19 protein-coding genes are annotated in these 19,367 nt (G+C 69.7%); 8 read left to right on the plus strand and 11 right to left on the minus strand.

Annotation, left to right across the window (positions count from 1 at the left end; translation table 11 throughout):
• Positions 1 to 5: 5 nt before the first annotated feature.
• Positions 6 to 902: a DMT family transporter gene (locus tag H0I76_RS07875; RefSeq protein WP_200609045.1), complete on the minus strand. Its 897-nt coding sequence runs from the start codon at positions 900 to 902 to the stop codon at positions 6 to 8.
• A 126-nt stretch (positions 903 to 1,028) separates the two neighbouring features.
• Between H0I76_RS07875 and H0I76_RS07880 the strand changes: the two genes are divergently transcribed.
• Positions 1,029 to 1,589: an ActR/PrrA/RegA family redox response regulator transcription factor gene (locus H0I76_RS07880; protein ID WP_407704261.1), complete on the plus strand. Its 561-nt coding sequence runs from the start codon at positions 1,029 to 1,031 to the stop codon at positions 1,587 to 1,589.
• A 194-nt stretch (positions 1,590 to 1,783) separates the two neighbouring features.
• Here H0I76_RS07880 and H0I76_RS07885 read toward each other — a convergent pair whose 3' ends face one another.
• The 7 genes from H0I76_RS07885 to H0I76_RS07915 all read right to left on the minus strand — a co-directional run bounded on the left by H0I76_RS07885 (position 1,784) and on the right by H0I76_RS07915 (position 8,095).
• Positions 1,784 to 2,524 (minus strand): peptidase, encoded by a 741-nt coding sequence (locus H0I76_RS07885; RefSeq protein ID WP_200609049.1) that lies wholly within the window; start codon positions 2,522 to 2,524, stop codon positions 1,784 to 1,786.
• 58 nt (positions 2,525 to 2,582) lie between these two features.
• Positions 2,583 to 3,404 carry a transglutaminase family protein gene (locus H0I76_RS07890; protein ID WP_200609051.1) on the minus strand — a complete coding sequence of 274 codons (822 nt, stop codon included), beginning with the start codon at positions 3,402 to 3,404 and terminating at the stop codon, positions 2,583 to 2,585.
• Positions 3,405 to 3,417: 13 nt separating this feature from the next.
• The gene (locus H0I76_RS07895) at positions 3,418 to 4,347 is read right to left on the minus strand and encodes an alpha-E domain-containing protein (RefSeq protein WP_200609053.1); all 930 of its coding nucleotides are present in this window, start codon (positions 4,345 to 4,347) and stop codon (positions 3,418 to 3,420) included.
• A gap of 1 nt (position 4,348) precedes the next feature.
• Entirely contained in the window at positions 4,349 to 4,534 is a 186-nt protein-coding gene (locus tag H0I76_RS07900) for a hypothetical protein (protein ID WP_200609055.1), read from the minus strand.
• Positions 4,531 to 5,937: a circularly permuted type 2 ATP-grasp protein gene (locus H0I76_RS07905; RefSeq protein WP_234455197.1), complete on the minus strand. Its 1,407-nt coding sequence runs from the start codon at positions 5,935 to 5,937 to the stop codon at positions 4,531 to 4,533. Before H0I76_RS07905 ends, H0I76_RS07900 begins: the two co-directional genes overlap by 4 nt.
• Positions 5,938 to 6,170: 233 nt before the next feature.
• A complete protein-coding gene (locus H0I76_RS07910; RefSeq protein WP_200609057.1) occupies positions 6,171 to 6,863 on the minus strand; it encodes a class I SAM-dependent methyltransferase in 693 nt (230 codons plus the stop codon).
• The gene (locus H0I76_RS07915; protein WP_200609059.1) at positions 6,860 to 8,095 is read right to left on the minus strand and encodes a UbiH/UbiF/VisC/COQ6 family ubiquinone biosynthesis hydroxylase; all 1,236 of its coding nucleotides are present in this window, start codon (positions 8,093 to 8,095) and stop codon (positions 6,860 to 6,862) included. The genes H0I76_RS07910 and H0I76_RS07915 overlap by 4 nt, the downstream gene beginning before the upstream one ends.
• Positions 8,096 to 8,193: 98 nt before the next feature.
• Between H0I76_RS07915 and H0I76_RS07920 the strand changes: the two genes are divergently transcribed.
• The 4 genes from H0I76_RS07920 to H0I76_RS07935 all read left to right on the plus strand — a co-directional run bounded on the left by H0I76_RS07920 (position 8,194) and on the right by H0I76_RS07935 (position 14,531).
• Positions 8,194 to 9,540, plus strand: a complete 1,347-nt coding sequence (locus tag H0I76_RS07920; RefSeq protein ID WP_234455198.1) for an amidase — start codon at positions 8,194 to 8,196, stop codon at positions 9,538 to 9,540.
• 127 nt (positions 9,541 to 9,667) lie between these two features.
• Positions 9,668 to 10,867 (plus strand): aminotransferase class I/II-fold pyridoxal phosphate-dependent enzyme, encoded by a 1,200-nt coding sequence (locus H0I76_RS07925; RefSeq protein WP_200609061.1) that lies wholly within the window; start codon positions 9,668 to 9,670, stop codon positions 10,865 to 10,867.
• Positions 10,868 to 10,952: 85 nt separating this feature from the next.
• A complete protein-coding gene (locus H0I76_RS07930; RefSeq protein ID WP_234455199.1) occupies positions 10,953 to 13,778 on the plus strand; it encodes a DNA translocase FtsK in 2,826 nt (941 codons plus the stop codon).
• Positions 13,779 to 13,916: 138 nt separating this feature from the next.
• Complete coding sequence (locus H0I76_RS07935; RefSeq protein WP_200609063.1) at positions 13,917 to 14,531, plus strand: LolA family protein; 615 nt, start codon at positions 13,917 to 13,919, stop codon at positions 14,529 to 14,531.
• Between the two features lie 92 nt (positions 14,532 to 14,623).
• Here H0I76_RS07935 and H0I76_RS07940 read toward each other — a convergent pair whose 3' ends face one another.
• On the minus strand, positions 14,624 to 14,791 hold the full coding sequence (locus tag H0I76_RS07940) for a hypothetical protein (RefSeq protein WP_200609065.1): 168 nt from the start codon (positions 14,789 to 14,791) through the stop codon (positions 14,624 to 14,626).
• Between the two features lie 729 nt (positions 14,792 to 15,520).
• On the opposite strand from H0I76_RS07940, the gene H0I76_RS07945 reads away from it, so the two are divergent.
• The gene (locus tag H0I76_RS07945) at positions 15,521 to 15,670 is read left to right on the plus strand and encodes a hypothetical protein (protein ID WP_200609067.1); all 150 of its coding nucleotides are present in this window, start codon (positions 15,521 to 15,523) and stop codon (positions 15,668 to 15,670) included.
• A gap of 48 nt (positions 15,671 to 15,718) precedes the next feature.
• Here H0I76_RS07945 and H0I76_RS07950 read toward each other — a convergent pair whose 3' ends face one another.
• A complete protein-coding gene (locus H0I76_RS07950) occupies positions 15,719 to 16,507 on the minus strand; it encodes an exodeoxyribonuclease III (protein WP_200609069.1) in 789 nt (262 codons plus the stop codon).
• Positions 16,508 to 16,821: 314 nt separating this feature from the next.
• On the minus strand, positions 16,822 to 17,508 hold the full coding sequence (locus H0I76_RS07955) for a response regulator transcription factor (RefSeq protein WP_200609071.1): 687 nt from the start codon (positions 17,506 to 17,508) through the stop codon (positions 16,822 to 16,824).
• A gap of 213 nt (positions 17,509 to 17,721) precedes the next feature.
• Between H0I76_RS07955 and ribA the strand changes: the two genes are divergently transcribed.
• On the plus strand, positions 17,722 to 18,834 hold the full coding sequence (gene ribA, locus H0I76_RS07960) for a GTP cyclohydrolase II (protein ID WP_200609073.1): 1,113 nt from the start codon (positions 17,722 to 17,724) through the stop codon (positions 18,832 to 18,834).
• Complete coding sequence (locus H0I76_RS07965) at positions 18,831 to 19,361, plus strand: L,D-transpeptidase family protein (RefSeq protein WP_325166421.1); 531 nt, start codon at positions 18,831 to 18,833, stop codon at positions 19,359 to 19,361. The genes ribA and H0I76_RS07965 overlap by 4 nt, the downstream gene beginning before the upstream one ends.
• The last annotated feature ends 6 nt before the right edge of the window (positions 19,362 to 19,367 follow it).

Genomic DNA, 19,367 nt, shown 5'->3' on the forward strand with positions numbered 1-19,367 from the left:
TCGACTCAGCCGCGGCCGAGCAGACGACGGAACAGCGCCGGCCGGTTCACCATCAGGACGCCGAGCGCAGTTGCCGCGACCCCGGCCAGTTCGACCGGCGTCAGAGTCTCACCGAAGAGCGCCCAGGCGATCAGCGCGGTCGAGGCGGGCACGAGGAAGAAGAGGCTTGCCACGTTCGACGCGGCTCCCCGCCGGATGAGGATGTAGAGCAGCGTCACCGCGCCCACCGACAGGACGAGCACGAGCCAGCCCAGCGCGAAGACGAACTCGCCCGTCCAGTCGATGCGATTGCTCTCGAACATCAGGGCGAAGGGTGCGGTCGCTACCGTCGCGGCGGCGAACTGCACCAGCGTCGCGGCCCGCATCGGGTGGTCGGCTGCGCGGGTCTTCTGCAGGATCGAGGCGATCGCAATCGTGACCAGCGAGACCATGCACAGCGCGACGCCACGCCAGTCGCCGACCCCGTCGCCCAGCTTTCGCGCCACCACCAGCGCCACGCCGGCAACGCCCACCGCCATGCCCGCCCATTGCAGGGGCGTCAGACGCTCGCCCAACATGCGCCGTGCGATCAGGGCGGTCACGATCGGCTGCAGCCCGACGATCAGGGCCGCCATGCCAGCCTCGGTTCCCAGCGAGATCGCGGTGAACACGCCCCCGAGATAGACGGCGTGGATCAGCACGCCGATCAATGCGGCGTCCGCCGCCTGCCGAAGCGTCAGCGGCCGGGCCGAGGACAGGGCGACCCAGGCGCCGATGAGCACGACCACCAGCGCATAACGCAGGGTCAGGAAGGTCAGCGGCTCGGCATGCGGCAATCCCAGCTTGGCGCCGATGAACCCCGTGCTCCAGAGCACGACGAAAAGGGGCGCGACCATCAGGTCGGCACGGGGGCGGCTGGGCATCCGAATTGCGCTCCGCTGAATGGAGGAGGATTTGACTTCGCACCGTGTTTGACCACAATCCTCGCGAAAGAAAAAGGTGTCTGGGGCCGGCCGGAACGGTCTGGGAGGGTTTGAATGGCAGAAGAGATGACCGGCGAGAACGTGGCGCGCGCCTCGATCGGCGAGGATCCGTCGATCCTCATCCTCGATGACGACGCCGCGTTCCGCCAGCGGCTTGCGCGCGCGATGGAGCGCCGCGGGTTCGAGCCGATCCAGGCCGCGACGGTGGCCGAGGGGCTCGGCATCGCCCGCACGCGGCCGCCGGCCTTCGCTGTCGTCGACCTGCGGCTCGAGGACGGCAACGGCCTCGACGTGGTCGAGGCGCTGCGCGAGACCCGGCCCGACAGCCGCGCGATCGTGCTGACCGGCTACGGCGCCATCGCCACCGCGGTCGCGGCGGTCAAGATCGGCGCGGTCGACTATCTCGCCAAGCCCGCCGACGCCGACGACATCGAGAAGGCGCTGCTGTCGCGCGGCGAGGACAAGCCCGCCCCACCCGAGAACCCCATGTCCGCCGACCGCGTGCGCTGGGAGCACATCCAGCGGGTCTTCGAACTTTGCGACCGCAACGTCTCGGAGACCGCGCGCCGGCTCAACATGCACCGGCGCACGCTGCAACGCATCCTGGCCAAGCGCAGCCCGCGCTGAGCCGACGGCGCGGTCGGGCTGTGCGGGAGGCGTCCTGAAGGCGGCTCTGCCCCGGGGGCGTCTCGGCCGATCCGTCAACGTCCGCAAGGAAGTCGCCCCGCTTGGGCATGTCGTCGCGGACGGCGATGACCTTCTCGCCGCCCCGCGTGGCGGAAACCACCGCGCAAGCAGGCGCGATCGCGCTGCCGCGCGGCTCAGCCCTCGCCGATATCGGGCAGGCTCTGGAAGGCGTCGCGCAATGCGGCCGACCACATCTGGCTGATTTGGCCGAATTCCTCGTCGTCGCTCTCGATCCGCCGGCGCGTGGCGAAGCGGTGCTCGCCCGCGCGGATCACGGCGAGGTCGAGCGGCATGCCGACCGAGAGGTTCGAGCGCAGCGTCGAGTCCATCGACACGTAGACCGCCTTGAGCGCGCGCGGCAGCGGCGTCGACGGGGTTATCACGCGGTCGAGGATCGGCTTGCCGTATTTATGCTCGCCGATCTGCAGGTAGGGTGTGTCCTCGGTGGCCTCGATGAAGTTGCCGGGGCTGTAGATCATGAACAGGCGGTGCTCGCCGCCGCGCCGCTGCCCGGCCACCAGGATCGAGGCGTCCGGCGCCGCGCCCTGGGCGGCGAGGGCGTCGCGATACTCGGCCTGCATCTCGGCCATGTGGCGTCCGACGATCTCAGCCACGCGGTACATCGAGGGCGCGGTCAGGATGCTCTCGACCTCCTCGCCCGCCAGCGCCGCCTTCGCGTCGGTATCGAGGCGCGTCACCACGCCCTGCGTGATCGAGAGGTTGCCCGCGGACATCAGGCAGATCGCCCGCTCGCCTGGCACTTCCCAGGCGAACATCTTGCGAAAGCGCGAGACATTGTCGACGCCGGCATTGGTGCGCGTGTCCGCCAGCATCACCAGCCCCGACTTGAGCTTGAGCGCGACGCAATAGGTCATCCCGGTCCCTCGTGTGGCCGCGAGCGCCCGGCGTGACCCGCGGCGCGGGGGCGGCGACTCAGCCCTGTTGTTGCTGCTGCTGCATCTGCCCCGCGCTCACGCGAACCGCAACCTCCATCTCCTCCTCGTGGCCGGCGGAGAGGGTGCCGCGGATAGGGGCGGCATCGGCCGCGTCGAAGCCCGAGGCAAGCCGCACATAGGTCTCGGCGGGGCAGACCTGGTGCACCGGGTCGAAGCCGACCCAGCCGAGGCCGGCGATATGCGCCTCGGCCCAGGCATGGGTCTCGGACAGCGGCGCCTCGGGGTCGTGCAGGTAGCCGACGACATAGCGCGCCGGCACGCCCAGGGCGCGCGCCGCGGCGATCAGGACATGGGTGAAGTCCTGGCAGACGCCGCTACCGATCGCCAGCGCCTGCGCCGCGGTGGTGTCGGCATCCGTCGCGCCGGGGCGGTAATCGAGCGCCTCGGCCGTCAGCGCCGAGAGCCTGTGCATCTGCGCGAGCAGCCCCTCCTCGTCCGCGGCCTCGCGTGCCAGCGCCTCGATCGCCTCGTCGGCGCGGGTCAGTTCGGTGGTGCGAAGCGAGACCTCGGGGCGGGCGAGGCCGATGCGACCCAGCACGCCGGCGGTGTCAGCGGTCTCGACCACCCCGCGGGCGACGACCTCGACCTCCTCGGTTGCCTTGCGCAGGGCGATCACCGCCTCGGCGTCGCCAAAGGCGTCCGTGAGCATCGGCCGGGCGGGCTCGCCGCCGATGCTGACCTCCCATTCCCGGATCGACTGCCCCGCGGTCGCGGGAGCGAAGAGCTTGAGGCGCAGATGCAGGTTCAGCGCCGGGGGCTCGTAGGCGTACCGGGTCCGGTGCTCGATCGTCAGGCGCATTTCGGCACCCCCATCAGAAATGATACGCGCGGTAGATCTCGCCGTTCAGCCGGCGCGTCGCCGTGATCGTCGCCGTGATGAAGTCGTGCAGGCCATGCTGGAAGATCTCGCCCATCTCGACATCGTCGAGTCGCGCGATCATCTCGCAGGCGGTGCCGTGGCAGTCATGCCGCCCGCCGTAGCCCCGCGCTAACCGGTCGAGGCAATTGCCGATCTGATCGTAGCAGAAGGCCACCGAGCGCGGGAAGGCACGGTTGAGGATCATGAAGTCGGCGATCTTCCAGGGGCTGTAGTCGCCCCGGTAGACGTGGTGATAGGCCCTGAGCGCGGAAGTCGCGTGCAACAGCGACGTCCACTGGTGGTAGTCGCGCCCGCCGCCCACCACCTCGGTCTCGGGCAGCAGGACATAGTACTTCACGTCGAGGAGGCGCAGCATCATGTCGGCGCGCTCGACATGCGAGCCGAGCAGCACGAAATCGAAGCGGTCCTCGCGCAGCATCGAGGTCGAGACCGCGCCGCGGAACATGATCGCTCGGCCCTTGATCCATTCGAGTAGGCTGGGCAGATCGCGCTGGGCGCTGCCGACGTCGACCTCGTCGAGCCGTCGCCAGCCCTCGTTCAGCGTCTCCCACATGTCGCGGGTCAGGGCGTTCCTGACCGCCCGGCCGTTCGCGCGCGCCTGGCGCAGGCAGGAGCGGATCGAGGAGGGGTTGTCGGGGTCGAGCATCAGCGTGCGCAGGATCGTGGCATCGGTGATCGACGGCTCGTCCTCGAACAGCTCGGCCGAGCCCGAGGCCGAGGCGACCGAGCGCCATTCCTCGTCGGAATAGGATCCCGGCAGCATCGCCATGCGGTGGCCCATCTCGATCAGGCGCGCGGTGCACTCGGCCCGCTCGACGTAGCGGCCCATCCAGTAGAGGCTTTCGGCTGTGCGGCTCAGCATGTCACTCGCTCCGGCCGGCGCGGGCGGCCTGATCAGGCAGGACGCAGGCCGCTCCCATGTGATCCCAGGCCCCGCCCGCGTCGAGGCAGGCGTCGACCCTGAAAAACCGTGTCACCTCGGGGCCTGCCTGCGCGGCGAGCAGGACGATCGCGAGCCCTGCGGCGGCCCATGTCCAGGGGCGTCTCATTCCGTCAGCACCCAGGTGTCCTTGACGCCGCCGCCCTGGCTCGAATTGACCACCAGCGAGCCCTCGCGCAGCGCCACGCGGGTCAGCCCGCCGGGCACCAGCCGCATCGACTGGCCGACCAGGCAGAAGGGGCGGAAATCGACGTGGCGCGCGCCGATGCCGCGCGGCGCCAGCGTCGGCACCGAGGAGAGGTCGAGCGTCGGCTGCGCAATGAAGTTCGCCGGGTCGTCCTTCAGCTTGGCGGTGAACTCGGCGCGCTGCTCGGCTGTCGATTTCGGGCCGATCAGCATGCCGTATCCGCCCGAGCCGTGGACTTCCTTGACCACCAGTTCCTCGAGATGCGCCAGCACATGGGCGCAGTCGTCGCGGTCGGCGCAGCGCCACGTGGGCACGTTCTCGAGGATCGGCGTCTCGCTCATGTAGAAGCGGATCATGTCTGGGACATAGGTGTAGATCGCCTTGTCGTCCGCGACGCCCGCCCCGGGCGCCGAGCACAGCGTCACCCCGCCCGCGCGGTAGACATCGAAGAGCCCCGGCACGCCCAGCACCGACTCGGGCCGGAAGGCCAGCGGGTCGATGAAGTCGTCGTCGATGCGCTTGTAGATCACGTCGACCCGCTGCGGCCCGCGGGTCGTTCGCATCCAGCAAAGCCCCTCGTCCACGAACAGGTCCTGTGGCTCGACCAGTTCGACCCCCATCAGGTCGGCGAGGAAGGAATGCTCGTAATAGGCCGAGTTGAACGGGCCCGGCGTCAGCACGACGACGTTGGGCTCGCCCTTGCAGGCCGGGGGGGCGACTTCTTCCAGTGTCTTGCGCAGGTCATCTGGATAGCGGTCCACCGACTCGACCGCGCCGCGCGAGAACAGCTCGGGGAACATGCGCATCATGATCTCGCGGTTCTCGAGCATGTAGCTGACACCCGAGGGGGTGCGGCAATTGTCCTCGAGCACCTGGAAGGCGGTCTCGCCCGTGCGCACGATGTCGATGCCGACGATGTGGCTGTAGACCCGGCCCGGCGGCTCGACGCCCATCATGGCGGGCTGGAAGGCCGCGTTCTGGTAGACCAGCCGCTCGGGCACGATGCCCGCCCGCATTATCTCGCCGCGGTGATAGACGTCGTAGAGGAAGGCGTTGAGCGCGCGGGCGCGCTGGCGGATGCCGCGGTCCAGCCTGCGCCACTCGGCGGCGGAAAAGACCCGGGGGATCAGGTCGAAGGGGATCAGGCGCTCGGGGTCCCCGCCCTCGCCATAGACCGCGAAGGTGATGCCGATTCGGCGGAAGATCGCCTCGGCCTCGGCCGAGCGCTTGTGCAGAAGCTCGAGGCCGGAGCCGTCGATCCACTCCTTCACCCGCGCATAGGGCGGGCGGATCGCACCCTCGTCGAGGGACATTTCATTGAACATCGCGATCCCCGGCCGTCGGCCCTCACCACCGGCCCCGATGGGGCCTTCGACTCAATCCTTACCCTTGCTTGGGAAAGCTGCAAGCCGCGCAGCCCGGCTTTGGCGTGGCGAATTGTCATGATTCTGTCGCTGCCTGCCCGAAGTTTGTGCGTCTGGTGCGCGGGTGCCCGGAAAAACGGCAGCCGCGAATGCGCCCTCTGGCACGCTGGGGCCTTGCGGCGGCGCGATCTGGCCTATCCGCAGGCAGCCGATGCCCGTGCGGTGAACACCGCGAAACGCCCCTCTCGGAAGGTTTCGCGCACCGAGGCGAACCCTGCGGCCCGCATCAGGCCGAGGTTCTCGGCCGGCGTGACGCAGCGGTCATGCGCCATCCGCCCGCGCGCGGCGGCGATGGTCTCGGCGCTCGCGCCCAGTGCGCGGGCGTCGGCCTCCCAGTCGCGGTCGAGCGCGGCCTCTTCCGCGGCGGTCTCGCCCGCGATCTGCTCGGCGTTGACGAAGATGCCGCCGGGGGTGAGCCGGGAATGCGCGGCCGCGAGCGTCGCGGCCTTCCCGGCCCTGTCGAGATGGTGGATCGAGACCGCCGAGATCACCGCGTCATAAGGGCCGGCGGGCATGTCGGCCGCATAATCCGCCACAACCAGCTCGGCCGCTACGCCGAGCCCGGCGAAACGCGCCCGCGCCGCCTCGAGCATCCCCTCGGAAATGTCGCACAAGGTGAAGTCCAGATCCGGCCGTCCCGCCGCCAGAAGGCCCGAGTAGAGCCCTGTTCCCGCGCCGAGATCGAGCACGCGCGCGCCCGGCACAAGACCATCGAGCGCCGCCAGGGCGGCGCCGTAGAAGTCGTCGAAACAGGGGATCAGCGCGCGCCGCTCGGCGTCGTAAGCCGTTGCGGCGCGGTCGAAAAGCTGGGCGAGGCGCGAGCTCAAAGGGGCTGGCCGCGCAGCATTCGCGGCAGATCGCCGGCGAGGCCTGCGGCCTCACGCATGAAGCCGCGCCGCGCCGGACCGATGCGGCCGACCAGCGCCAGCCCCAGGTCACGCACGCCGCGCAGCACCGGGTTCGCGTTCGAGAAGAGCCGGTTCAGCGCGTCCATCCCCAGTGCCATGGCGGTGGCATCGAAACGCCGCCAGCGCTGGTAGCGCTCGAGCACGTCGAGCGCGCCGATATCCTCGCCACGGCGCGCGGCCTCGACCACCACTTCGGCCAGCGCGGCGACATCGCGCAGCCCCATGTTCATGCCCTGGCCGGCGATCGGGTGCACGCCATGCGCGGCATCGCCGGCAAGGGCGAGGCGGGGGGCCGCGTAGCGCTCGGCGAGCGTGAGGTCCAGCGGATAGGCCCAGCGCCGGCCGGCGAGGCGGATGCCGCCCAGCCGCGGGCCGATGCGCGCTGCGATCTCTTCGGTGAAGAGGTCGTCGGGCAGGGCGTGCAGGCGCCGCGCCTCGGCGGTGCGCTCGGACCAGACCAGCGAGGAACGGTTGCCCGGCAGCGGCAGCACCGCGAAGGGGCCGCCGGGAAAGAAGCTCTGATAGGCGACACCGTCATGCGGCAGATCGTGCTCGATGGCGTTGACGAGCCCGGTCTGGTCATAGCCGAAGACCTGCCGACGGATGCCCGCCGCCGCGCCCAGCGCCGAGCGCCGCCCGTCGGCCGCCACCGCGAGCCCGGCCTCGACCGACCGCCCGTCGGCGAGCGAGAGCCGCGCGCGCGGGCCGTCGAAGGCCGCGCCCTCGACCTCGGCGGGGGCGATCTGGCGGATCAGGGGCTCGGCATCCATCGCCTCGAGCAGCGCGCGGCGCAGGAAGCGGTCCTCGAGGATCCAGCCCACGCGGCCTGCTTCGGTCTCGCGGGGGTCGAAGTGCAGCATCGCGCCGGGCCGGCTGCCGGCCGCACCCTCGCTCACCATGATGTCGCGGATCGGCTGGGCCAGGGGCTCGAGCCCGCGCCACAGCCCCAGCACGCCCAGCAACTGCGCCGAGGCCAGGGCAACGGCGTAGGCACGGCCGTCGAAGTCGGGATCGGCGCGGACAGGCTCGGCCAGGCGGTCGATCACCGCCACCTCGAACCCCGCGCGCGCGAGCGAAAGTGCCAGCGCCGGGCCGATCAGCCCGCCGCCCGCGATCGCGACATCCGCGCGAATGATCCCGTTGCCGTTCATGGCCTTTACTATTGGAGCGCGGTTGGCGAATGTCCATGCGCCGCGGGCGGCCAGGCCGTCGCGGCGGCTGCGACAGATCGGCATTCGGGGGAGCGGGCATGACGGGCAGGGCGGACTGGCGGAAGATGAGCGCGGCCGAGCTGGGGCGCGGGATCGCGGCCTCCCGGATCGACCCGGTCGAGCTTGCCCAGGCCTTTCTCGACGCCATCCGGGCGCATGAGCACGGTGACCGGATCTATGCGCGGCTGACGCCCGAGCGCGCCCTCGGCGAGGCGACGGCCGCTCGCGGCCGGGCACGGTCGGGCAGCCTGCTCGGCCCGCTCGACGGCGTCCCGGTGAGCTGGAAGGACCTTTTCGACACCGCGGGGGTGCCGACCGAGGCGGGCTCGCGGTTGCTCGAAGGACGCACGCCGACCCACGACGCCGAGGTCGTGCGCCGTGGCGCCGCCGCGGGGCTGGTGTGCCTTGGCAAGACGCACATGTCCGAGCTTGCGTTCTCGGGCCTCGGGGTGAACCCGGTGACGGCGACGCCGCCCAACATCCACGACCCTGCCCTGGCGCCGGGAGGGTCGAGCTCGGGCGCCGCGGTGTCGGTCGCCGCGGGGCTCGCGGCGATCGGCATGGGCTCGGATACCGGTGGCTCGGTGCGCATCCCCTCGGCGTGGAACGATCTGGTGGGCCTCAAGACCAGCTGGGGCCTGATCCCCTGCGACGGCGCCGTGCCGCTCTCGCGCGGGCTCGACACGGTCGGGCCGCTGTGCCGGACGGTCGAGGACGCGGCCCTCTCGCTGGGTGTCCTGGCCGGCGCGCCCGTGCCCGAGATCGATGGGCTCGAGCCTTCGGCGCTCGCGCTGATTGAGCCCGATGCGCTGATCCTCGACAACGCCGACGCCGAGATCGAGGCGGGCTATGCGGATGCGATCGGTCGGATCGGCCGCGCGGGGGTCCGCGTCGCGCGCGGGAGCGTCCCTCAGCTGGCCGAGGCGCTCGGCATCGCCGCGCGCCTCTCGGCCATCGTGAACTACGAGGGTTGGGTCGAGTGGGGCCCGACGATCGAGGCGCATCCCGGCGTGATGTTCCCGATGATCGAGGCGCGCTTCCGCACCGGTGCCTCGATCACCGCCGAGGCCGACCGGGAGGCGCGCGCGGCCCTCGAGCCGCTGGCCGAGGCCGTTCATGCCCTGATCGCCGAACGCGGCTTCCTGGTGATGCCGACGACCCCGATCCTGCCCCCCCCGATCGAGCGGCTGATGGCCGACGACGACTATTACATTGCGCGCAACCTGCTCGCGCTGAGGAACACCCGGCTCGGCAACCTGCTTGGCTGCTCGGCGCTGACGCTGCCGACCGGCGCGCCAATGGTCGGGCTCATGCTGGTCGGCCGCCCGGGCGACGAGGTGGCGCTGCTGCGCGCGGGCCGGGTTCTGGAGCGCGCGTTGTCCTGAGGGCCACGCCCGGAAATTAACAACCCGCGCCAAGCGCTTCGGTCTTGCGGATTTCTGGACCTTGTGCCGCTGCGCCTGTATCTTCTGACGCTCAGGGCGCGATAGACGCCCGATTGTGAGGGTCAGAATGCAGTATCCAGCGCGCTTCGCGGACCTGCCCGAATACGCGTTCCCGCGACTTAGGCGGCTGCTCGAGGGAATCTCCCCCGGCGGCCCCGAGATCGCGATGTCGATCGGCGAGCCGCAGCACGCCTTTCCCGATTTCGTGATGCCGGTGATGGCCGAGCACGCGGCGGGCTTTTCGAAGTATCCGCCGAACGAAGGCATTGCGCCGCTGCGCGAGGCTATTTCCGGCTGGCTGGAGCGGCGCTACGGCGCGGCCCCGGAATACCGTGACCCCGAGCGCTCGATCCTGCCGCTCAACGGCACGCGCGAGGGGCTGTTCAATGCCTGCCTCGCGCTCTGCCCCGAGACCAAGAACGGCCAGCGCCCGACCGTGCTGCTGCCGAACCCTTTCTACCAATGCTATGCCGTCGCGGCGCTGGCCGCGGGCGCCGAGCCCGTCTATGTCCCCGCCACGGCCGCGACCGGGCATCTGCCCGATTTCGCGGGCCTGCCGCGCGAGCTGCTGGACCGCACGGCGGTGGTCTATATCTGCGCGCCCGCCAATCCGCAGGGCGCGACCGCCGATGAAGGCTACTGGCGACGGCTGCTGGACCTCGCCGAGGCGCATGACTTCCGCGTCTTCGCCGACGAGTGCTATTCCGAGATTTGGCGGAGCCGGCCGCCCACCGGCGCGCTCGAGGTCGCCTCGCGCATCGGTGCCGACCCCGAGCGGCTGGTGGTGTTCCATTCGCTGTCGAAGCGGTCGAACCTCGCGGGGCTTCGCTCGGGCTTCTGCGCGACGGGGCCGAAGGCGCGCGCGGCGCTGTTACAGCTGCGCTCGTATGCCGGCGCGCCGCTGCCGGTCCCGGCACAGTTCGCCGCCGCCGCGTGCTGGCGCGACGAGGCGCATGTCGAGGCCAACCGCGCGCTCTATCGCGAGAAATTCGAGATCGCGGACGAAATCCTCGGGAATATGCCGGGATACATGTCGCCCGAGGCGGGGTTCTTCCTCTGGCTCGACGTCGGCGATGGCGAGGCCGCGGCCGTGCAGGCGTGGCGCGATGCCGGGGTCAAGGCGCTGCCCGGGGCGTATCTATCGCGCGAAGTGCCCAAGGCGCTGGGCGGCGGCGATCCGGGCAAGGCTTATCTTCGCGTGGCCCTGGTCGCTCCGGCGGCCGAGGTGCGGCGCGGACTGCAGGCGCTGAGGGCATGTCTTGCCTGACGGAAGTGGACGCACGGGCGCAGAGATGGGCGCGCGCACCGCGGCGGTGCGGCCCCGGCGTGAAATGGTGAGGGAGCCAGGGGGTATGGCGCTGATCTGGGGCATGGGTAACGAGAGCGGGCGGAGCGGTTCGATGGCGGGCCGGGCGCTGCGGACCGTGCTCAAGAAGGCGGGCGGCGCGGTGGCGCTGGTCCTTTCGGTGACGCTGTGCCTCGCGCTGGCGAGCTTCGACGCGACTGATCCCAGCTTCTTCAGCGCGACGCCGAAGCCGCCGTCGAACCTGCTCGGGCCGCTCGGGGCGATGGTCGCGGCGCCGCTGATGCAGGGGCTGGGCCTGGGTTCCTGGGCCGTAGCCGCGATCCTCGGGGTCTGGGGATGGCGATTTGCCTTCGGGCATGGCGAGGAGCGCATCTGGGTGCGGCTTCTCGCGATGCCAGTCGCGGTGGTCGCCGTCTCGGTCGTCGCGGCACTGCATGCGCCCTGGTCCGGGTGGCAGCTTTCCCTGGGCCTTGGCGGCATGGTCGGCGACAAGGTTGGCGCGGCGTTCCTCGATATCCTGCCGGCAATGTCGCCGAAGGTCGTCATCGGCGTCACCGCGGGTGCCGCGCTGGCGGCGCTTGCCATCACTGGCTTTGCGCTTGGCCTGTCGGGCCGCGAGACGCGGCGGATCCTCCACTGGCTTTTCTTCTCCCTCATGGCGGTGCTGAGCCGCATTCTGCGCATCCTCGGGCGGATGGCGCGGGGTCTGGTCAGCCTCGCGCGGCGGCCTGCGAAGGCCGAGCCCGAGGTGCCGCGCTCGGAGCGGATGGAGCCGGCCGAGCCGACGGGAAGCTGGCGCAAGCCGTCTCGCGCCGCGGCACCCGCAGCCGCCCCCGCCACTGCCCCAGCCGCGGCCCCCATCGCCGAACCCGCGCCCGAGCCGCTCGACGACGAGCCGGCGGGCGAGGCCGCGCCGCGCCGCCGACTCGGCTTCAGCCTCGGCGCCGTTGCGCGGGGGCTGATGGGCCGTCGCGGCGGCGAGCCGGCGCCCGTGCGCGAGGCACGCAATGCGCGCGAGACCGAGTTCGACGATGAGGCCCCTGTGCGCGGAAGCGCGCTGCGCCGGCGCGAGCCCGAGGTGACGCGCCGCCCGACGGTGCAGACCGAGCCCCAGTCGATGCCGCAGGCACCCGCCGGCCCCGCCGATGACGACCGGGCGCTTGCCACCGCAATCAGGTCGCTCAACGCGGCTGGCGCCGATCCCGATGATGCCATGATCGACGCCTGGGAGGACGAGGACGACGATGACATCCCGGCCAGCCGGCCGGCCGTGGCGGGGGTCGGTGCCCCGCGCCAGCAGCGCAAGAGCCGCCGGGCCGAGCGCGAGGCGCAGCCGACGCTCTTCGACTCGTCGGAGGACGATGTCTACGCGCCGCCGCCGCTTGCGCTCCTGGCCAAGCCGATCGCGATCCAGCGCTCGCAGATGTCTCAGGCCGCCCTCGAGGAGAACGCGCGGATGCTCGAGACGGTGCTCGAGGATTACGGGGTTCGCGGCGAGATCACGGCGGTAAAGGCCGGGCCGGTGGTCACCCTCTACGAGCTCGAGCCCGCGCCGGGCCTCAAGGCCTCGCGCGTGATCGGCCTTTCGGACGACATCGCGCGGTCGATGTCGGCGCTGTCGGCCCGCGTCTCGACCGTGCCGGGCCGCTCGGTCATCGGCATCGAACTGCCCAATGCCGAGCGTGAGAAGGTCTGGCTGCGCGAGGTCATCGAGACGCCTGAATACGGCGATGGCCGCGTTTCTCTGAGCCTGATCCTTGGCAAGGACATCGAGGGTCGCCCCGTGGTCGCGAACCTCGCCAAGATGCCGCACCTACTGATCGCGGGCACCACCGGCTCGGGCAAGTCGGTGGCGATCAACACGATGATCCTGTCGCTGCTCTACAAGCTCAGCCCCAAGCAGTGCCGCCTGATCATGATCGACCCCAAGATGCTGGAGCTCAGCGTCTACGACAACATCCCGCACCTGCTGGCCCCCGTCGTCACCGACCCGAAGAAGGCGATCGTCGCCCTCAAATGGGTGGTGGCCGAGATGGAGGAGCGCTACCGCAAGATGTCGAAGATGGGCGTGCGCAACATCGACGGCTACAACGCCCGGGTGCGCGACGCGCTGGACAAGGGCGAGGAGTTCTCCCGCACGATCCAGACCGGCTTCGACGAGACGACCGGCGAGCCGGTCTACGAGACCGAGTTCTTCGAGCCCGAGGAGATGCCCTACATCGTGGTCATCGTTGACGAGATGGCCGACCTGATGATGGTGGCGGGCAAGGAGATCGAGGCCTGCATCCAGCGGCTTGCGCAGATGGCGCGCGCCAGTGGCATCCACCTCATCATGGCGACGCAGCGCCCCTCGGTCGATGTCATCACCGGCACGATCAAGGCGAACTTCCCGACCCGCATCTCGTTCCAGGTGACGTCGAAGATCGACAGCCGCACGATCCTTGGAGAGCAGGGGGCCGAGCAGCTCCTGGGCCAGGGCGACATGCTCTACATGGCTGGCGGCGGGCGCATCCGCCGCGTCCACGGACCCTTCGTCTCGGACGAGGAGGTCGAGGAAATCGTGAGCCATCTGAAGGCGCAGGGCCTGCCGGACTATGTCGGGGCGGTGACCGAGGGCGCCGATGACGAGGTGCAGGCGATCGTCGACGAGAAGCTCGGCCTCGCCCAGCCCGGGGATTCGGACGACGAGCTCTACGACCGGGCGGTCGCCATCGTCGCACGCGACCGGAAGTGCTCGACTAGCTACATCCAGCGCAAGCTCGCCATCGGCTACAACAAGGCGGCCCGGCTCGTGGAACAGATGGAGTCGCAGGGCGTCGTGAGCCCGGCGAACGCCGTCGGCAAGCGCGACATCCTGATCGAGGAGCGGTGACGCCGGGCCGCTCGGCCCTTGACTCGGCGCGCCCCGGCACCGACAAGCGGCCATGACGGCGCGATGCGCGCGGCGCGCGCAACGGAAGTCGTGCCCGGGCCGTTGAAGATGCGAACGGGCAGGCAAGAGACAGGTGGCATGAACCGACGCGATTTCATCCTTGGCGCCATGACCGGGGCCGCGGCGCTTGCCGTGGGCGGGCTCGGGGCGGCGGTGGCGCAGGGCATCGACCCGCGCGACCTGGCGCGGATCTCGAACTACCTGAACGGCACCACGACGCTGATGGGCGAGTTCGTGCAGGTCGGGCCGGATGGCGACCTGTCGACCGGCACGTTCTGGATGCGCCGGCCGGGGCGGATGCGCTTCGAATACGATCTGCCGAACCCGGCGCTGATCATCGCGGATGGAACCTGGGTGGGGATCTACGACCGCGCGCTAAACACGCTCGATCGCGTGCCGCTGGGCCAGACGCCGCTCGATATCCTGCTGCGCGACCGCGTCGATCTGCGCCGCGAGGGCGTGGTGACCGAGATGGAGCGCTCGGACGGCCAGATCCGCGTCAAGGCGATCGACCCGGACGCGCCCGATCAGGGCTCGATCACGATGATCTTCAGCGACAATCCGTTGGAGCTGAGACAGTGGGTGGTGGTCGACGCGCAGGGCCTGACCACGACCATCGCGCTCTCCGAGCTACGCTCGAACGTGAGCATCGACGGCGACAAGTTCTTCATCGCCGAACCCAAGCGCAACTGACTTCGCTTCGACAGACGGGGCGGATCGAATTGTTTGGTGGCGCGTTCCGGGGCGGCCTGGAACAGCCGCCCCAACGGTCTTTTGTCCGGGGCTCAGAACGACCGGATCAAATTGGCGAGGTCGGTGGCCGCGTTGAACAATGCAGGCTGCAGGTAGACGAACACGCCGAGTGCCAGCAGCATCGCGCCCGCCGAGATGGCGACCCAGTCCAAAGTTGCGATTCCCGACTCGTCGCGCATGAACTTTGAAATATAACTCATTGTACTCTCTACTGTTTCGCGGTGGTTCGGTTGTCGTTGGCGAAGTCACTTCGAGGAGTTGACCCTGAAAGCTTTAATACAATCATAACGCGAAATGAACCAGCTTCACTGTCTCATATCGGGAATCGGTGGTCCCGAATCTGGATCGGTCCCTTCTGCCCGCCACGCATCCGCGTCGGGGCGTACCGCCACCTTGGCGAATGATCAGTTAAAAGCCGGCCTGCAACCTCAAATTGAGAAACTCTTATTAAGCACCCTTTAAAGATGATAATTTTTGAGGCATGATGGATCTACCTTCTGTGTTTGGAGGAAGTCATGCGTCCGTATCCAGTTCTCCCGCTCATGTTCCCGGGCGATCTTGAAACTCTCGATGGCCCATCGGGCACGCTGCCCCCACAAGACATCGTCGCTACCATAGGCTCGCAGTTCGGTTTGAAACTGCGGGCGCTCAGAGCGCCCGATGACCTTGACTTGCAAGAGGATCAGTTCGTCTTCACGGCGCCCGACGCCGTGCCAGAGTTTTCCGGCAAGCCTGCGCCGGGAAGCGTCCCGCCGGACGAGCCGCCCGGACCACGGGACGTTGCCTCGCACCCGGAATCAGGCGCCAGAGCTCCGGCGTCCGTGCCAGACGGCCCGCCAGAATTCGCCGGAAAGCCGGCGCCTGGCAGCGTCCCGCCAGACGGGCCTCTCGGGCCGCGAGGTCTTGGCGGCGATCGCGAGGCCAGCCGGGTGGCTCCGGGCTCCGAGCACGACGGGCCGCCGATCTTTGCCGGCAAGCCGGCACCCGGCAGCGTCCCGCCCGACGGCCCGCCAGGGCCGCCGGACTTCGGCGGAACTTCCGAGCCGGAAGGTGCGTGGCTCGATCTTCTGGCGCTCTGAGAATGCCGCGCCGCTCTGGCTTGAGGCCCGGGCGGCGCAAGGCGCGCGTCAGATGTCGAAGCTCGCCATGACCGGCACGTGGTCCGAAGGTTTCTCGGCGCCCCGCCAGTCGCGAAGGATGCGACTTGAGCCCGGCACCGCCGGCACGTCGCCGCGCGACCAGATGTGATCGAGCCGGCGGCCACGGTCGGCCGCCTCCCAGTCCCGCGCACGGTAGGACCACCAGGAATAAAGCTTCTCGGGCGCGGGGATATGGGCACGCGTGACGTCGGTCCAGCCGCCTTCGCCCTGAGCGCGTGCCAGGCGCTCCACCTCGATCGGGGTGTGGCTCACGACCTTGAGAAGCTGCTTGTGCGACCAGACGTCGTCTTCGAGCGGGGCGATGTTGAGATCGCCCACCAGGATCGCGGGATCGCGCAGCCCCTCGCCCCATCGTGCGAGTTCGTCCAGAAAGTCGAGCTTGTGGGCGAACTTCGGGTTCACCGCGGGGTCGGCCTCGTCGCCGCCCGCCGGGATGTAGAGGTTGTGCAGCAGCACCCCGCCCGGCAGCCGGGCGGCGACGTGCCGAGCATCGCCCTTGCCACACCAGTCGATCGATCCCGCGTCCTCGATGGGCAGGCGCGAGAACACGGCCACGCCGTTATACCCCTTCTGCCCGCGCGCGACCGCATGCGTGTAGCCAAGCTCGGCGAAGATCTCGAAAGGGATCTTGTCGACCGGCGACTTGGTTTCCTGCAGGCACAGAACGTCCGGGCTTTCCTCGGCGAGAAAACGCGCGACGAGCTCGGCCCGCAGGCGCACCGAGTTGATGTTCCAGGTCGCGATGGTGATCGGCATGATGGCTCCTCGGATGTCGACGCCTCGGGTGCGGAGGGGGCGGTGCGGCTTGAGGTGGCAGGGCGGCGGAGATGCGCCAGCGACGGCGCGGGATTTCATAGCGAGGATCGCGCGTCAGGGCAAACCGATCCGGACCGCACTGTCGTGCCGGAAAAGAAAGCGCCCGATGCGGGGGGAGCATCGGGCGCCGCCCTTATGGGGCATGCGGGCGGGTTGAGGGGGGATCCGCCCGCCGGCAGCAGGTACGTTGGGGGGGAGCCGCTGCCTTGACCGTGAGATGGTCGTCGCGCCCGTTTCCTTCAAGTCCCCCGGGATCACATTCCCAGCCGGTAGCCGCCGCTTTCCGTGATCAGGATGCGCGCGTTCTGGGGGTCGGGCTCGATCTTCTGCCGTAGCCGGTAGACATGCGTCTCGAGCGTGTGTGTCGTCACCCCGGCATTGTAGCCCCAGACCTCGCGCAGCAGCGTGTCGCGGTCCACCGCCCGGCCGCCGGCGCGGTAGAGGAACTTGAGGATGTTGGTCTCCTTCTCGGTCAGGCGGATCTTCTTTTCCGCCTCGTCCACCAGCATCTTCGCGCCCGGTCGGAAGCTGTAGGGACCGATGGGGAAGACCGCGTCCTCGGACTGCTCGTGCTGGCGCAACTGGGCACGGATGCGCGCCAGAAGCACCGGGAACTTGAACGGCTTGGCGACGTAGTCGTTGGCGCCGGCGTCGAGCCCGAGGATCTGATCCGAGTCCGAGCCATGCCCGGTGAGCATAAGGATGGGGCAGCGGATCCCCTCGCGCCGCATGCGGCGGCACACTTCCCGCCCGTCGATGTCGGGCAGGCCGACATCGAGGATCACGAGATCGTGCAGCTCGGATTTCGCCCGGTCCAGCCCCTCTGCGCCGCTTGCGGCCTCGAACACGTCGAACTCGTCGATCATCATCAGCTGCTCGGCCAGGGCCTCGCGCAGGTCGCCGTCGTCGTCGACCAGGAGAATCTTTTTCGACACCGCCATCACATCCTCCCTGCTTCCGGCGCTTTGAACGAACGTTCAATGCCGGAGATGGGTGGCACCCTGCCCGGCGCCTACGGGTTACGTCAAATCCTCACCAATCCGTGTAGTCGCTGCAAGCCGGCGCGAGCTTTGTTACAACGCCGCGCGCGCCCATCTGGGAATCGCGCCGCGGGTGTCCCTATATTGCCCATGAAGGACAGAGGATCGGCGGACATGACGCTCTCGCTCAGCGGGGAGGAACTGGTTTCGCGCGCCCGCGCAGACCTGCGTATCGGGGCGCCCATTGCGCTGGTCGGCGCGGGGGACGGTGCCGCCGGCGCGCTGGTGATGGCCGCCGAGACCGCGTCGGATGCACGCCTCGCCGATTTCCGGGCCTTGGCGCCCGACGCGTTCGATCTTGCCATCACGCATCACAGGGCGACGACGCTCAAGGCCCGTGCATATGACGGCACGCTGGCGCGCATCGCGCTGCCCGCCGACGCTGACGCTGCCTGGGTGATGGCGACAGCCGATCCGAGCCTCGACCTCGCGACACCGCTGAAGGGCCCCTATGCGACGCGGCGCGAGGGCGGCGCGGAGCTACATGCCCTCGCGCTGGTGCTGACCAAGCAGGCACGGCTCCTGCCCGCCGCGGTCGTCGCCGCCTGGGCAGACGCCGAGACGGTGCGCCGACTCGCCGCCGGGGCGGGGCTCACGCTCCTCAGCGCCGACATCGTCGAGGACGCGGCCGCCGCGACGATCCGGCTGCGCGAGATCTCGGGCGCGCGCGTGCCCACCCGTTTCTCCGAGGCGGGCCGCGTCCATGTCTTCCGCCCCGACGACGGGGCCGAGGAGCATTACGCCATCGAGATCGGCCAGCCTGCGCGCGACGAGCCGGTGCTCGCCCGCCTCCACTCGGCCTGCTTCACCGGCGATGTAATCGGCTCGCTCAAATGCGACTGCGGCCCGCAGCTCGCCGCGGCGATGGACGAGATCGCGACGGCGGGCGCAGGCGTGCTGCTCTACATGAACCAGGAGGGCCGGGGGATCGGGCTTGCCAACAAGATGCGCGCCTACTCGCTGCAGGACCAGGGCTATGACACGGTCGAGGCCAACCACCGCCTCGGCTTCGAGGATGACGAGCGCGACTTCCGCCTCGGGGCCGCGATCCTCAAGGAGATGGGCTTCACCGCGGTGCGGCTGATGACCAACAATCCCGGCAAGATCGCGATGATGGAAGCCTCGGGCGTGCATGTCGCCGAGCGCGTGCCGCTCAGGGTCGGCCGCAACCGCCACAACGCCGACTATCTCGCGACCAAGGCGGCGAAGAGCGGGCACCTGCTGTGATCCCTGTGCGGCGCGGCGATCTGGTCGTCGGCCCCTGGGGCGCGCGGTTCATGGGGCGGCGCGTTCCCTGCTCGGTCGGGCGCGGCGGTATCCTGCCTGCGGCCTGGAAGCGCGAGGGGGATCTCACGTCGCCCGAAGGCGCCTGGCGCATCACCGGGCTCTATTGGCGCGCCGACCGGATGGTCTGCCCGCGCACCATGCTCGCCGCATTTCCGCTCGGCCCCCGGCAGGGCTGGGCCGAGGACCCGCGCGACCCGGCCTACAACCGCCCGATCCGGCACCCGCATGGCTTTCCCGCCGACCGCATGGCGCGGGGCGACCCGCTCTACGACATCTGCGCGATCACCGACCACAACAGCGCGCCGGTGGTGCCCGGGGCGGGCTCGGCGATCTTCGTTCATCTGTGGCGCAAGCCGCGCCATCCAACGGCCGGGTGCATCGCGTTCCGACGCGCCGATCTGGAATGGATCCTGCGCCGCTGGGGACCCGGTTCGCGCCTCGTCATCCGCCCGCGCGGCGGGCTCTGACAGCGG

Origin of the sequence: Thermohalobaculum xanthum, from assembly GCF_016623495.1 — a bacterium.
Taxonomy (GTDB): domain Bacteria; phylum Pseudomonadota; class Alphaproteobacteria; order Rhodobacterales; family Rhodobacteraceae; genus Thermohalobaculum; species Thermohalobaculum xanthum.